Annotated in this window: 16 protein-coding genes; 2 read left to right on the forward strand and 14 right to left on the reverse strand. The window is 69.5% G+C overall.

The window, feature by feature from the left end:
- Positions 1 to 11: 11 nt before the first annotated feature.
- The 9 genes from ACO2SS_RS10690 to ACO2SS_RS10730 form a co-directional block, all read right to left on the reverse strand.
- Positions 12 to 458, reverse strand: coding sequence for a hypothetical protein (locus tag ACO2SS_RS10690; protein WP_423277622.1), 447 nt, complete (start codon positions 456 to 458; stop codon positions 12 to 14).
- Complete coding sequence (locus ACO2SS_RS10695) at positions 455 to 1,636, reverse strand: phage portal protein (RefSeq protein ID WP_423277623.1); 1,182 nt, start codon at positions 1,634 to 1,636, stop codon at positions 455 to 457. The genes ACO2SS_RS10690 and ACO2SS_RS10695 overlap by 4 nt, the downstream gene beginning before the upstream one ends.
- A complete protein-coding gene (locus ACO2SS_RS10700; RefSeq protein WP_423277822.1) occupies positions 1,637 to 2,956 on the reverse strand; it encodes a DNA-packaging protein in 1,320 nt (439 codons plus the stop codon).
- The gene (locus ACO2SS_RS10705) at positions 2,925 to 3,425 is read right to left on the reverse strand and encodes a hypothetical protein (RefSeq protein WP_423277624.1); all 501 of its coding nucleotides are present in this window, start codon (positions 3,423 to 3,425) and stop codon (positions 2,925 to 2,927) included. The genes ACO2SS_RS10700 and ACO2SS_RS10705 overlap by 32 nt, the downstream gene beginning before the upstream one ends.
- A gap of 210 nt (positions 3,426 to 3,635) precedes the next feature.
- Positions 3,636 to 3,794 carry a DUF3309 family protein gene (locus ACO2SS_RS10710; RefSeq protein ID WP_423277625.1) on the reverse strand — a complete coding sequence of 53 codons (159 nt, stop codon included), beginning with the start codon at positions 3,792 to 3,794 and terminating at the stop codon, positions 3,636 to 3,638.
- Positions 3,795 to 3,956: 162 nt separating this feature from the next.
- Positions 3,957 to 4,460, reverse strand: a complete 504-nt coding sequence (locus ACO2SS_RS10715; protein WP_423277626.1) for a ferritin-like domain-containing protein — start codon at positions 4,458 to 4,460, stop codon at positions 3,957 to 3,959.
- Positions 4,461 to 4,538: 78 nt separating this feature from the next.
- On the reverse strand, positions 4,539 to 5,057 hold the full coding sequence (locus ACO2SS_RS10720) for a YcgN family cysteine cluster protein (RefSeq protein WP_423277627.1): 519 nt from the start codon (positions 5,055 to 5,057) through the stop codon (positions 4,539 to 4,541).
- Between the two features lie 70 nt (positions 5,058 to 5,127).
- Positions 5,128 to 5,958, reverse strand: coding sequence for a hypothetical protein (locus ACO2SS_RS10725; RefSeq protein WP_423277628.1), 831 nt, complete (start codon positions 5,956 to 5,958; stop codon positions 5,128 to 5,130).
- 8 nt (positions 5,959 to 5,966) lie between these two features.
- Positions 5,967 to 6,179 carry a hypothetical protein gene (locus ACO2SS_RS10730; protein ID WP_423277629.1) on the reverse strand — a complete coding sequence of 71 codons (213 nt, stop codon included), beginning with the start codon at positions 6,177 to 6,179 and terminating at the stop codon, positions 5,967 to 5,969.
- A 148-nt stretch (positions 6,180 to 6,327) separates the two neighbouring features.
- Between ACO2SS_RS10730 and ACO2SS_RS10735 the strand changes: the two genes are divergently transcribed.
- Positions 6,328 to 7,362 carry a hypothetical protein gene (locus ACO2SS_RS10735; protein WP_423277630.1) on the forward strand — a complete coding sequence of 345 codons (1,035 nt, stop codon included), beginning with the start codon at positions 6,328 to 6,330 and terminating at the stop codon, positions 7,360 to 7,362.
- Here ACO2SS_RS10735 and ACO2SS_RS10740 read toward each other — a convergent pair.
- Genes ACO2SS_RS10740 through ACO2SS_RS10750 form a run of 3 tightly spaced genes read right to left on the reverse strand, consistent with a single transcriptional unit; the run spans position 7,271 to position 10,058 of the window.
- Positions 7,271 to 7,624 (reverse strand): DUF1491 family protein, encoded by a 354-nt coding sequence (locus ACO2SS_RS10740; RefSeq protein ID WP_423277631.1) that lies wholly within the window; start codon positions 7,622 to 7,624, stop codon positions 7,271 to 7,273. The genes ACO2SS_RS10735 and ACO2SS_RS10740 overlap by 92 nt on opposite strands.
- 11 nt (positions 7,625 to 7,635) lie before the next feature.
- Positions 7,636 to 8,298: a peptidoglycan-binding domain-containing protein gene (locus ACO2SS_RS10745; protein ID WP_423277632.1), complete on the reverse strand. Its 663-nt coding sequence runs from the start codon at positions 8,296 to 8,298 to the stop codon at positions 7,636 to 7,638.
- Complete coding sequence (locus tag ACO2SS_RS10750; protein WP_423277633.1) at positions 8,295 to 10,058, reverse strand: ATP-binding protein; 1,764 nt, start codon at positions 10,056 to 10,058, stop codon at positions 8,295 to 8,297. Before ACO2SS_RS10750 ends, ACO2SS_RS10745 begins: the two co-directional genes overlap by 4 nt.
- A 319-nt stretch (positions 10,059 to 10,377) precedes the next feature.
- Between ACO2SS_RS10750 and ACO2SS_RS10755 the strand changes: the two genes are divergently transcribed.
- Positions 10,378 to 10,581, forward strand: coding sequence for a hypothetical protein (locus ACO2SS_RS10755; RefSeq protein WP_423277634.1), 204 nt, complete (start codon positions 10,378 to 10,380; stop codon positions 10,579 to 10,581).
- A gap of 3 nt (positions 10,582 to 10,584) precedes the next feature.
- Here ACO2SS_RS10755 and chrA read toward each other — a convergent pair whose 3' ends face one another.
- Positions 10,585 to 12,003 (reverse strand): chromate efflux transporter, encoded by a 1,419-nt coding sequence (chrA, locus tag ACO2SS_RS10760; protein WP_423277635.1) that lies wholly within the window; start codon positions 12,001 to 12,003, stop codon positions 10,585 to 10,587.
- Positions 12,000 to 12,836 carry a chromate resistance protein ChrB domain-containing protein gene (locus ACO2SS_RS10765; protein WP_423277636.1) on the reverse strand — a complete coding sequence of 279 codons (837 nt, stop codon included), beginning with the start codon at positions 12,834 to 12,836 and terminating at the stop codon, positions 12,000 to 12,002. The genes chrA and ACO2SS_RS10765 overlap by 4 nt, the downstream gene beginning before the upstream one ends.
- Positions 12,837 to 12,881 lie beyond the last annotated feature (45 nt).

Below are 12,881 nucleotides of genomic sequence, written 5' to 3' on the forward strand. Positions count from 1 at the left end.
GCTTTAGTTCGCTATTTGTTCTCACGACAGCGCCACCTCTCGTCGTATTCGGACCGGCCGACGAACCGCGTCTCGGTGCGGCGCAGCTCGGATTGGAGCGCCTTGATGTCCTCGTCGGTGCGCCGCCAGCGCTCGGCCTGCTCCGCCCGCGGCACCACGGCCTCGCGGAGAATGCGGAGCTCGGCACCCAGCGCCTCCATGCCGTTCTTCACCGGCAGGTAGGCGAGGCCGCCGAGAGCCCCGAGGATCGCGACGATGACGCCCACGGAGGTCACGATCGTCTGCCATTGCGTCTTGCCGCCCGCCCGCACCTCGGCCGAGAGCGCCGCGAGGGCGGATTCAACCTGCTGGAAGGCCCGGGTCGTGGTCTGCTCGAACTGCAGGAACTGCTGGCCGAGGCCGTGGACCCGTTCCTGCAGGGCGGCGAAATGCGTGGTGCTGTCCCCGTTCGCGCTCATGTGCCGCCTCCCCTGGCGCCGTAGCCGACGGCGGCGCGCTTCTCGTCCTCCGAGAGGAATGATGCCGCGTTCACCCGTCGCCACAGCGACTCGCGCTCGGGCGCCAGCGCCTCGATCGCATCGAGGTCGGGCTCGAGCCTCAGCCCCGCGCCGAAGGCCGGCCCGAGCCATTGCACGACCGCCTCGGCCGTCCGCCTCGCGAGCGGGATCACGGTCTGGCGGTAGAAGGCGCGGTTCGCCTCGGCATAGTTCGCATGCGTGTTGTCGCCGGGCAGGCCCAGCAGCAGCGGCGGCACGCCGAAGGCGAGCGCGATCTCACGCGCCGCGCCGTTCTTCGCCTCCACGAAATCCATGTCCTTCGGCGTCAGCGAGAGCGGCTTCCAGTCGAGCCCGCCATCGAGCAGCAGCGGCCGTCCGGCATTCGCGGCGCCCTGGTAGTTCGCCTCGAGCTCGCTCCTCAGCCGGTCGAACTGCGTATCGGTCAGCGCCGTACCGGTCGGCCCGGCGAAGACGAGCGCCCCGGAGGGCCGTGCCGCATTGTCGAGCAGCGCCTTGTTCCAGGCGCCCGCCGCATTGTGGATGTCGAGCGGCACCGCGGCCGCTTCCATGGGCGACAGGCCGTAATGATCGTCGAGCGGGTGAAACAGGGTCAGGTGCAGGATCGGCGGAACCTCGCCCGCCTGGTCGAACCTGACGGTGCTGCTCCCGACCCGGTACTCGTAGGCGGCCGGCCAGCCGTCGGGACCCGGCACCACCCGCATCCTGTCCGGGCGAAGCGCATAGAGCTCGCGCGGCCGGCCCTCGACAGCGACTGCCTCGAGATAGGCGTTTCCGGAGACGAGAAGATGCCCATAGAGGCTCTCGAGCCAGCGCGTTCCTGCCTCGCGCGGGTTGGGGCGCCCGAGCAGGTCCAGCAGCGGATGCCGGGCCAACGCCCTTCCGTCCTGCATGAGGTCGAGCGGGATCGCGGCGGCCGCTTCGGCCACCAGGCGCACGGCGCGATGCACGACCGCATTGCGCCCGAACCCTTCGCGGGCGAGCGCCGCGTAGTCGCGGCTCGTCCAAGCCGCCCGCCCGCCAAGATAGAACGCAACCCCGCCGCCATGCGCCGGCAGCGGCGCACGCGAGGCCTTCTCTTCGGGCGCGCGCCCGAAGAAGCGTGAAAAAAGATTCGGCATCTAGAGCACCCTCACCCTGGGCTCCCCGCCTGACAGCATCAGGTGGCTCACCGCCCAGACGAGCGCGTCGAGGCGGTCGGGGGAGCGGTTGGAGGACAGGCCGCCGGGGCCGAAATCGCAGAGTTCGTCTTCCAGCTGCGGAAAGGCGCCGACATGGTGCACCCTCCCCTGGTCGTAGAGCACCGCCACCGGCTCCGCCCGCACATACTTGCCCCGGCTCGCATGGACCGTCGTGATCGGGACGCCGGGATCGACCTGCGCGAGGACGGCGCGCACCATCTCGCCGCCCTGGTTTGCTTCGGCGACGAGCGCGTCCGCGCTCCAGCGCCGGTAGGCGGCGATCGCCTTCTCGGCCCAGTCGGTCGGGCGCGCGGCTTCGAGACTGGCATCGGCGAGCACGTAGCCGTGACCGGCCGAATCCACGCCGGCAACCACGATCCCGCACGCATCGGCACGGGCACCGGACGAGGCCGGCGGATCCACCGCGACCACGATGCGGACGAGGGCCGGCGCGGCATCCACCCGCAAGGTCTCGATCCTCTCGCGCGACCAGAGCGCATCCTCGCGCTCCTCGATGAGCTCGCCGTCGAGTTCCTGGCGCCCGAGGCGCGTTCCCGCATAGCGGCCGACGATCGTGTCCAGGAAGGAGGGCGCGAGGTGCTTTGCGTTGTCCATCGTCCGGGAGCGGCTGACGATCACCTGCGGATCGGCGAGCAGCCGCTTCATCAGGGGCAGCGGGCGCGGCGTCGTGGTGACGACCTCGCGCGGCGCCGCACCGAGGCGCAGCCCGAATTGCAGCATGTCCCAGGTCTCCGTCGGATAGCGCCATTTCGCGAGTTCGTCGCACCAGGCCGCGCCGAATTGCGGTCCGCGCAGCGAGTCCGGATCCTCCGACGAGAAGGCATGGGCGACCGCGCCGTTCTCCCATTCGAGGCGCCGCAAGGCGGGGTACCAGGTCGGTGGAGACCGCCTCCCCTTGCGACAGAGCGACATGATCCCGGCCGGCCCTTCGATCATCACGTCGCGCACGGCCGCGAGGGTCTCGCCGACGAGCGCGATCCGGCCCACCTTCGGCTCCGCGAAGCCGGGCTCGCCATGCGCCACGCCGCAAACCCATTCGGCGCCGGTCCGAGTCTTGCCGGCGCCGCGTCCGCCGAGAACCAGCCAGGCCGACCAGGCGCGGGGATCACCCCAGCTCTCCGGCGGGCGCTGCGAAGGGCGGCAGTAGATCGGCCAGTGCGCGAGGATCTCCTCGGTTTCGGCCCGCGTCAGCCTGTCGACGAAAGCGTCAGCCCTCTTCCTCGTCCTGGATCCGCGCAAAATGCTCACGAAGCTCGTCGCGGAGTTCGGCGAGCGTGCGCGGGGGCGGCTCGTCAGCATCTGCGGGCTCCTCATGCCGTTCCGATTGCAGCTTGTTCAGTTGGGCCTGCGTGCGGACATGGGTTGCGAGGGCACGGGCAACCCGTTCGGGATCCGTGGCCTGCCCGGACGCGGCCGCCCCCTCCAGGGCGGCGATGCTCTGGCTCGCCAGGCGCTCCAGCCTCGCGAGTTGGCCGGCCACCCCCGCGTTCGCGATCTCGGCCGGATCGGGCCGCACGAAATCGGGCCTGATAGCCGATTGGCGCTGCATCCGCCGGGGCGGCCACCTGTACTTGCGGGCCCAGCTGTAGAGCGTCGAAATATTGATCTCGAGCGCGGCGGCGACGTCGTGCGGATCGCGCGCGAGATCGCAATAGCCGATCCGGCCGAGTTCGATCTCGGCCGCTCCGATCCTCCGCAATCGCGGCATCGCGCCCTCCAAACGAAAACGCGGCCGGAGATGGCTCCAGCCGCGTCCAAATCAGATCGTGTTGGTCCGCCGAGTTTTTCGGCCCGGGTGGGCCGCGCCGCGACCGATGTTCTCGGCGCAATTCCTCAGCGTGGGCCGACCCTAGCCCGGGAGCGCGCCGGTGTCAAGGACTATTTTCATAGACCTAAACCGGCCGCCGGCAGCTCCCGATCAGAGGCGTCCCAAGAGCAGCAGGATCAGCACGATGATCAGGAGAAGTCCGATACCGCCTGACGGGTAGTAGCCCCACCCACGCGAATAGGGCCAGCTCGGTATCGCGCCGATCAGCAGCAGGATGAGGATGATGAGGAGGATGGTTCCAAGCGTCATGTTGCCCTCGTGGCGAATGGCCAAGCTTCTGGACTAGGCAACTCTGGAATCTCCGTCCGGTTTCATGCGAAATTGAGCATAGTTAACCCGGTCGCTGCCGGCGCCGCGCAAAAGAAAACGGCGGCCTTTCGGCCGCCGCTGGTCTCTCCATCCCGGCTGCTGTCAGGCAGCCTTCTTGTTCACCCGAGATTCGCCGAGCTTGGTTAGCTTCTCGTCGGTGGCCTTCTCCTCGTTCAAGGTCTTCTCGAGCAGGGCGGCCACGTCCTTTCGCCCGAGCTGGTTCGACCATGACACGAGCGTGCCGTAGCGAGTGATCTCGTAATGCTCGACGGCCTGCGCGGCGGCCAGCATCGCGGCGTCGCGAACCTCATGGTCGTCGCAATCGGAGATGATCTCGCGCGCTTCCTTGATGATGCCGTCGATGGCCGGGCAGGTCGCGCCCTTGGCCGGCTTGCCGAGAATCTGGAAGGCATCCTCCAGCCGCTTGATCTGCTGCTCGGTCTCGCCGAGATGCTTCTGGAAGGCCTGCTTGAGAGCAGTATTCTCGGCCTTGCCGATCATCTCGGTCAGACCTTTCGTGATTTGCTGCTCGGCGTAATAGATGTCCTGCAGCGTGTGCAGATACAGATCATCGAACGTCTTGATCGGTGACGTGAACAGACCCATGGTCGTCTCCCGGAAGAGTGAATTTCTCTGCGCCCGCGGGGCGGGCGCGTCACCTCGGGGAAACGTGGCCGAAGTGACTCAGTTCCGGCCGCTTCGGCGTCGCGCCCGGGCCGATAACGGCTCGATCGGCGCCTCGGCCGGCCATTCCACGATCTGCTCGAAGAGATATTCCTCCTCGAAATCTTCCTCCGGCCCGGCGAGGCGGTCGCGGACCGTGACGCCGGCGATATGCGGCGTCTCCGGATCGCCGGAGACGAGCGGATGCCACCAATAGAGGTCCCGCCCCTCGGCGACGAGCCGATAGGCGCAGGTCGGCGGAAGCCAGCGGATCGAGCGCACGGTCTCGGGCGTGAGCCGGACGCAATCGGGCACGATCTCCTGCCTCGTCGCGTAGGAGCGGCAGCGGCAGCTCGTCCCGTCGAGGAGCGTGCAGCCGACATCCGTGTAGTGGATCTCGGCCGAGTCCTCGTCCTCGAGCTTCACGAGGCAGCAGCGGCCGCACCCGTCGCAGAGGCTCTCCCACTCGGCGCTGCTCATCTCCTCGAGCGTTTTGGTGCGCCAGAAAGGCGCCTCTGCCGTGTCGGCTGGAAGACTCATGGGACCGGATTTCTGGGAGGAGCGGCGGCTCATAGAGCCTCATATAGGCGGGACCGCGGCAATGCGCCTCTCAGCCCTTCAGCACCAGGGGCGGTGCCGGTTCGGGTGCGGCTTCGATCGCGGGCTGGACGCTTCCCGCACGGCTGCAGGGCGGGCCGAGGAGCGGCGGCACATCGAACCGGGCGAGAAGCGCCCGCCGGCTCTCGAGGAAGGTCAGCGAGCGCTCTGCCGGGACCGCATCGGACTGAGGCGTCTCGATCACGAGATGCTCCAGCGCATAGCGGTACTCGATGATGCGCTGCTCGAGCCCGAAAGCCACCCAGGCGAGGAGGCAGCGGTTCTCCGCGACGCGGGCCTCCGCGTTCGCGATATCCGCCGGGCTGATCGCGACCGCATGGTTAAGCGTCTTCAGCCGCACGGCATCGGCCGTGAACACCCGCGAGGCCACGTCCAGCAGCTTGGGCAGGAGCCGCGCATCGGCGGCTGCATCGTCGGATAGCCGCCGATAACGCGACGCCGGCGAGATCGCCCCGTCCGAGAGAAGCGCCCGATGGTAGATCGTCGGATCCCCCGCGCCGGCCCCGGGTGGCAGCACCCGTTTTGCGGCAAGGTCCGCGAGCGCCCGCTCGAACCAGGCGAAATCGTGCGCCGGCACGAGGAAGCGCCAGGCGCGGTTACGGAACTCGCGTTCGTCGTCCGTGTAGCCGTAGGGAGAGACCGGCTCGCCGCGGCCCGCTGCGGCGACCGACCCCGTCGCCTGGAGGAGATCGTTCCAGGCCGAATTCTGTTTCACGCGGCCGAAATCGCCGCGCTCCACGCAGCCGGCGAGAGCCAACGCCCCGAGCAGCACCCCGCAGGCCCGAGGCAGCAGAAGCGCGGATGCGCCCCGTCCGGCCGACACCCTCGTTCTCAGGACAGGATGTCGTGGTCGCGGCGAGGACGGCCGGAGAGTTCGGCCACGCTCTCGTCGGCGTCCTCGACCATGCGCTCGTAGCGCACGCCCGTGAAGAGCAGGATGCGCCCCCGCTCCGCGTCGTCGCGCAGGATCCGCTGGCTTGCCCGCTCGCCGCGCGTCGGCAGAGGAATGATCTTTCCGGCAGGTATCGTCTGTGGAAGCGGCATGCCGCCCTCCCCCGAGTCGTTTGGCGCGTTTGACCGCGTTTATGGTTAATGACCCGTTTCCACGGGCTTGAACGTGCGAGCGCGCACGGCCGGTTAGGAGGTCGGTAAGGTTGCCGAACCTATAAGGAGGTCAGCCGCCGAGCCGTCGATGTCGAGCCTGCATCAATCCGATCTGGCAGGCCTGGCGATGCTCGCACGCGCTGGCGACCGCGAGCTGCGCCCGGTTCTGCTGACTCTCCACACACGCGAGTTCGTCTCGAGCCCAACTCGCGACCGGCGCGCGGTGCAGACCTACGAAGCCCTGGCTCTCGGGCTGATCCCGCTCGTCCCGGACGATGTCGTGGCCGACGTCGCCGCCATGCTGAAGCAGGTGCCCGAGGCGCCGCCCCGCGTGCTTCAGCTCCTGGCGGAGCGCCGCCAGGCCCGCTCGGCTGATGCGGCGGCCGAGGACGAGCCCCCCGCGGACGTCGCGCCCCCGACCGTGCCGTCCGCCGAAACGGGCGAGCCGCTCGATGCCCACCAGCGTCACGCCCTGGTCGGGCAGGCATTGCAGGACCGGGAGCTCGCCCAGGCGCTTCTCGCGCGGCCCGACCTGTCGGCTCCGGACCGCGGAGCCCTTTTCCGGTTTGCGGCCGATCCCGCCGAACGCGACCGCATCCGGGAGGAGCTCGTCTCCGCCACCGCCGTCGATGCCCCGAGCCTGCCGCCGCTCACGGAGAGGCGGCGCGAGCGCTTGCTCGCAGCCGCCGCGGATGGCGACGTTGCCGGGCTCTGCGGGGAGCTTGGTGCTGCGCTCGGCCTTGCGTCTCCGCCGAGCTCGGGACTGGACGACCTCGTCGAAGCGGAGCTCTTCGCGCTGGCGCTGGTCGGGGTGGGACTGCGGCTGGAGGAATGCGTGCGCATCCTCCTCACGGTCGATCCGCGGATCGCCGGATCGGTGCCGCGGGTGTTTCGGTTGCGGCAGATCTGCCGGACCACCCCGCGCGCGGCCGCTATGCGGATCCTCGGCGCCGAGCCGAAGCCGCGGCGAACCCGCCCGGCCAAAAGCCCGAAGCGGGAAGCCGCCGCCGATGGCGCCCGCGCAGCCTCGGCTACGGAGCCGGCCCGGCGCTCACCGGCTCGACCAGCGAGCGGCCCTGCCGATCATCGATCGAAATCCACCAGAGGTCTGGATCGAACCTGATCTCGCGCTGCATCCGCTCTTCGATCTCGAGCGGCGTACGGTTGGCGAGCACGAGGGCGAACAGGCGATCCACCTCCCCCTCCGGCACGAGCGATTGCGGCGCGGGGCCGAGCAGGTCGGCGGTGCCGTCGAGCCGGTCGATGCTGAGATAGATCGCGCCGGCCTCTTCCGAGCCCCGGCGCCGCAGGACGGCATCGATGCCCTCCAGCGCGCAGCGCCGCAGATGGGCCGACACCCAGAAATCGGAGCGGATGCGGCTCACGGCGCGCGCTCCTACTCGATCTGCGTGCCGGAGACGGAAGCGAGCTGGCGGGTCGTGCGGATTCCGAGCCCGCCCGTGATCGGCAGGCTGTTGTCGCGCTCGAAGCGCTCGAGCGCCTGCCGCGTGCCCGATCCGAGGAGGCCGTCGGCCTTCAGCGGGCCGTAGCCGAGCTTCGTCAGCGCCTTCTGCACGGCCATGACGCGCGGGTCGGGGCGGATCTCGGCGGGGCGGGCGCTCGCCTCGCCGCCGCGGATCAGGCTCCCGATCGGGTCCGCGGGGGTTGCTGCGGGCTTTGCGGCCGGCGGCGGTGCAGGAGGCGGCGCCACCGAGCCGACGGTGGTCGGATCGGGACGCGGGACCGGGACGGGAATGGCCACGGGCTGCTGGAAGGCGGCCGTCTCCATCCGGCGCGGGGCTTCCGCCTGGCCGGGCGCCTTCGGCTTGAACAGGGGCGCGGGATGGCGGCCACCCTGGCTGAGCGCGTTCCAGCCGATCGCGCTCGTCGTCGCGAGGAGCACCGCGGCGCCGAGCACGAAACCCGGCCGCTTGGCGGCGAAACGCAGGACCGGCGCAGCAATCCGCTCGACGCGCGACGAAGCCGAAGCACGCTCGCGGGAGATCGTCCGTCCAGACCCAGGCCTTGCGGTCTGAGGGCTGACTCGGTCCTTGCTCAAGCGATCTTCCTCTCTACCAGACGCGGGGGCAGCCGAACGGCCGTCCGCACCGCGACGGGACGCATCTGCCGGGTCTCGATCTCGCCCGCAAGCGGGAGCGCGACCGTGACCACCGTGCCGGCGCCGGGGCCGCTCTCGATCGACATGGAGCCGTGATGCAGCCCGACGAGGCCGCGCACGACGGAGAGGCCGAGGCCGGTCCCCTCGTGCGGGCGGCGATGCAGGTCGCCGGCCTGGAAGAAGGGGTCGCCGAGCCGCGGGAGGTCCGCCTCGCGGATGCCGATCCCGTCGTCCGCGACGCTGAGGACGACGTGGTCGCCGTCACGCGCGATGGTCAGGGTCACGCTGCCGCCGGCGGGCGTGAACTTCACGGCGTTGGACAGGAGGTTGATCAGGATCTGGCGGCAGGCGCGCCGGTCGGCGACGAGCTCCGGCAGGCCCGCGGCGAGGCGGCGCTCCAGGCGCACCTTCCCCTGCTCGGCCTTCAGCGCCATCAGGTCGCAGCACCCGTTCGCGAGGTCCGTGATGCTGAACGGCTCGGGCGAGACGGTGAAGTTCCCCGACTCGATCTTCGACATGTCGAGGAGCGTATTCACGACCTCGAGCAGGTGGTGCCCCGAGTTCTTGATGATCGTCGCGTATTCCTTCCGCCGCTCCTCGCCCATCAGGTAGGGGTGCTCGGCCGAGAGAAGCTCCGAGAAGCCGATGATCGCATTGAGCGGCGTGCGGAGTTCGTGGCTCACCGTCGCAAGGAAGCGGCCCTTCATCTCGGAAGCCTGCACGGCCGCGAGCCTCGCCGCGTCGAGCTCTTCCGCATGACGCCGGCTGGCCGAGGCGTCGCGCATCACGGCGACGACCGCGCCGGGGTCGCCCGCCCGCTTCACGGCATGGGCGCGCATCTCCACCCAGACGAGGCGCATCGGCTCGCGCTCGGACGTGATCGCGAGGCGGAACTCGACCGCGACCGGGCCCAGGCCCGCAGCGGCATCGCCGAGCGCCTTCAGGTAGGCCGGCCGATCGGGGATGTGGACCTGGCCGAAGAGCCCAGACCCGAGAAGGGCCGAAGCGGGGCGGCCCGCGAGCGTGCCGGCCGCACCGGTCGCCTTGAGCACGTCGCCCTGCCGGTCATGGAAGGTGACGAGATCGCCGAAGCTCTCGCGCAGCGCCGATTCCTCGTCATCGGTCGGGGCGTGGACCGCGGGGGCGGATTCGGAGCCTGAACGGAAGACGCGAAGGCCGCCCTCCACGATGGTTCCGGCCAGCAGGAACAGCAGGGCGAACCCCGCGGGAAGGACTTCCGGCTGGGAGGAAAGTGCGCTCGGGATGCCGCCCGCGACCACCAGGCAGGCCAGCGCGGAGACGAGCGCCGCCACGAGGGCGTTCCGGCGCTCTCCTGCGGCCAGCGCCTCCAGGGGCTGAGCGGCAAGGCAGACCGCCGCCGGCCAGGCCAGAGGTCCGCCTCCGGCGAAGACGCACAGCACCAGCGCCGCCGCCCCGGCGGCCGAGACCGCATAGGCGATATCGAGGCGGTGGAAGCGATTGGCGAGATAGGCCGCCCCAAGCGGCGCGACGAGCCCGAGCGCAAGCACGGCGTCGAGAGTGGACGACGTGCCTCGCCAGGCGAGGTAAGGCGACAGGCATGCGAGCCCGACGGCGCCCGTGATCAGGCGACTCAGAATGAAGTCGTTCAGCCGGCGCGTTCCGCCGGCCGTCGAAGCTTGCACGGCGCCCCAGGAGGGCGTCCGCAGGGCGGAGCTCAACTCGGTGCGTCCCAAACTGTTCGCGCGTTGGCCGCGCCCTCTGGCACTCATGAGGGGACCATGCGCTCCCGAGCTTAAATGAAAGCTAAGGAGAGACGCCGAATCGGATCTGCTTCGGCGCTAGCTTATGCGCTTAACCGGCCATTAATCGTACCTGCGGCGATCCAAAAAAGCTACCATTTCTTTAGCGAACGGAAATGATCTGGTTACAACAGGGCAGGTATTCGAGAAGATGCTTCGGGTGATTGCTGCGATTGCAGCCATAACAACCATCTTCCTCCTTTCGCCCGAGCGCGACAGGAGCCGTCCGGATCAGCGGATGGCCGCCCCTACCCTCGACAATCCTTCCGCTCAGCCCTTCGCGTCTCTCCTTCAGAAGGGCATTGCGGCCATGCCTGCCGAAGCAGTCGAGGCGGCGATCGCGGCGGGCGGCGCAAAGGTCGCCAGGGACGGCCTCGACCAGGCGCACAGGATCGTCGGCCGGCAAGGGGGAACCGGCGTGAGCCCCGCAGCCCGGCCCTGATCCTCAGAGCCGTCCGGTCACGAGGTGATAGACGAGACCGGCCGCGGCGCCGCCGGTCACCAGGGACAGGACGCCGACCTTGAAGCGAAGCGCCGCGACCGTCGCGGCCACCGACAGGGCGAGAGCCGCCCAGTTCACGCTGGCGAGGACGGGCAGGTCGATGGAGCCGAACGGCGTCGCCACCGCCCGCCTCTCCAGGAAGATCGTTTCCAGCGCGAACCAGATCGCGAGGTTGAGGATCACGCCGACCACCGCGGCCGTGATGGCGGCCAGCCCCGCCGAAAGCGGCTTGTTGTGGCGAAGCGCCTCCACATAGGGCGCGCCGAGGAAGATCCACAGGAAGCAGGGCGCGAAGGTGACCCACGTCGTCAGGATGCCGCCCAGTATCCCGGCAGCATAGGGATTGAGGTTCCCCGGCGCTCGGAAGGCCCCCAGGAATCCGACGAACTGCGTCACCATGATCAGCGGGCCGGGCGTTGTTTCCGCGAGGCCGAGCCCATCCAGCATCTCGCCCGGCTTCAGCCAGCCATAGGTTTCCACGGCGGCCTGCGCGACATAGGCAAGCACCGCGTAGGCACCGCCGAAGGTCACGACCGCCATCTTGGAGAAAAAGACGGCGATCTGGCTGAAGACATCGTCCGTGCCGAGGAAGAGCAGAAGCGCCGCCACTGGCACGAGCCAGAGCGCCAGGAAGGCGGCCCCGATGCGCAGGGCCCATCCGAGGTTGGGGCGCGCGTGGGCCGGCGTGCCCTCCCCGAGCGCGGACTCGGCATCCGCAAGGACCGCGCCCGCGGCGGCCGAGCCGTGGCCAGCACCGCCGAGGAAGGCCTTCAGCCCGATCCGGCCGCCGAAGTAGCCGATCGCTCCGGCGCCCAGCACGATCGCCGGGAACGGCACGTCCAGCGCGAAGATCGCCACGAAGGACATGGCGGCGATCGCGAGCATGACGCCGTTCTTGAGCGCGCGGGACCCGATCCGGACGATCGCCTGGAGGACGATGGCGAGGACCGCGGCCTTCAGCCCGAAGAACAGCGCCGCGACGGCCGGAACGCTGCCGAGCGCGACATACATGATGCTCAGCGCCATGATCGACACGAGGCCGGGCAGGACGAACAACCCGCCCGCCACCAACCCGCCCTTCGTGCGATGGAGCAGCCAGCCGATATAGGTCGCGAGCTGCTGCGCTTCCGGCCCCGGCAGCAGCATGCAGAAGTTCAGCGCATGGAGGAACCTGACCTCGCCGATCCAGCGCTTCTCGTCCACCAGGACGCGGTGCATGAGCGCGATCTGCCCAGCCGGTCCGCCGAAGGAGAGGAGCGCGATCCTCGCCCAGACGCGCACCGCCTCCCGGAACGGGACGCCGTGAGCGGGGCCGAGCGCCCCGCTCTCCGCTTCGCGCTCCATGGCTACCGATCCGCTCATGCCGCGACCTGCCCGGTCGGCTGGCGCGCCGGCCAGTTGTGAGTTTCATCCACGGCGTCGCGGCACCAACGGTAGAAGGCGTCGTAGAGGCCCATCCCCGCCTCGAGTTGGGCGAGGTCCTCGGCATACATGCGCGAGAGGCCAAGGGAGGCTGCAAGCAGGCCGGCGCATTCCGGCGCGAGGTCAGGCCGCGCCGTGTCTGCACCCCGCACGATGGTCGCCAGCCGCAACATCGGTTCAGTCCCGAGCCCGAGCTCTTCGACGAAGACGTCGAAGCTGCACAGCTCTCCCCTATGCGTCCAGAACACGTTCTTGGCGTCGATGTCGAACGGCGTCGCGCCGAACCGCTCCGCAACCGACTGCACTTCCGGCGGGCTCACGAACAGGAACGCCGCCTGCGGATCGACGAAGCGCCTGATCAGCCACGGGCATGCGATGCGGTCGATCTTCGGCCGGGAGCGCGTCACCCAGACGGTGCGACCGGCCTGATCGCGCCGCGGCAGCTTCGCTTCGGGCACGGCGGGCTGCCCTGAAGCCCCCCAGGCCTCCGTTCCTCCTTCGAGGATTTCGGCCTCCATCCCGTGGTGGCGAAGCCAGGCGGCAACGCCCTCGGACAACTTCAGGCCCCGCTGGCAGATGACGATCACGCGCGAGCCGCGGATCCCATCGAGCCAATCCTCGACCTGGTCATAGGGGCGGCGGACGCAGCCTGGGACGAGGCGCGGATCGGCCGCGAAATCCTCGTCCGTGCGAACGTCGACGAGGTCAGGGCAATCCGGGCGGCCGATCAGCCGGGCGAGCTTGGATGACGAGATGCTGCTGGTGGAGGCCATGCGCGTGCGTCCTTCAGAAAAGGCGGACGCGATGCTTGGGCATGT

It is taken from the genome of Enterovirga sp. CN4-39 (assembly GCF_049446235.1).
Lineage (GTDB): Bacteria > Pseudomonadota > Alphaproteobacteria > Rhizobiales > Beijerinckiaceae > Enterovirga.

Excerpts from the sequence above, each read along its gene's own strand:
- ACO2SS_RS10690 (WP_423277622.1), bottom strand. The coding sequence starts at position 458 with ATGAGCGCGAACGGGGACAGCACCACGCATTTCGCCGCCCTGCAGGAA.
- ACO2SS_RS10695 (WP_423277623.1), bottom strand. The coding sequence starts at position 1,636 with ATGCCGAATCTTTTTTCACGCTTCTTCGGGCGCGCGCCCGAAGAGAAG.
- ACO2SS_RS10705 (WP_423277624.1), bottom strand. The coding sequence starts at position 3,425 with ATGCCGCGATTGCGGAGGATCGGAGCGGCCGAGATCGAACTCGGCCGG.
- ACO2SS_RS10710 (WP_423277625.1), bottom strand. The coding sequence starts at position 3,794 with ATGACGCTTGGAACCATCCTCCTCATCATCCTCATCCTGCTGCTGATC.
- ACO2SS_RS10715 (WP_423277626.1), bottom strand. The coding sequence starts at position 4,460 with ATGGGTCTGTTCACGTCACCGATCAAGACGTTCGATGATCTGTATCTG.
- ACO2SS_RS10720 (WP_423277627.1), bottom strand. The coding sequence starts at position 5,057 with ATGAGTCTTCCAGCCGACACGGCAGAGGCGCCTTTCTGGCGCACCAAA.
- ACO2SS_RS10730 (WP_423277629.1), bottom strand. The coding sequence starts at position 6,179 with ATGCCGCTTCCACAGACGATACCTGCCGGAAAGATCATTCCTCTGCCG.
- ACO2SS_RS10735 (WP_423277630.1), top strand. The coding sequence starts at position 6,328 with ATGTCGAGCCTGCATCAATCCGATCTGGCAGGCCTGGCGATGCTCGCA.
- ACO2SS_RS10755 (WP_423277634.1), top strand. The coding sequence starts at position 10,378 with ATGGCCGCCCCTACCCTCGACAATCCTTCCGCTCAGCCCTTCGCGTCT.
- chrA (WP_423277635.1), bottom strand. The coding sequence starts at position 12,003 with ATGAGCGGATCGGTAGCCATGGAGCGCGAAGCGGAGAGCGGGGCGCTC.
- ACO2SS_RS10765 (WP_423277636.1), bottom strand. The coding sequence starts at position 12,836 with ATGGCCTCCACCAGCAGCATCTCGTCATCCAAGCTCGCCCGGCTGATC.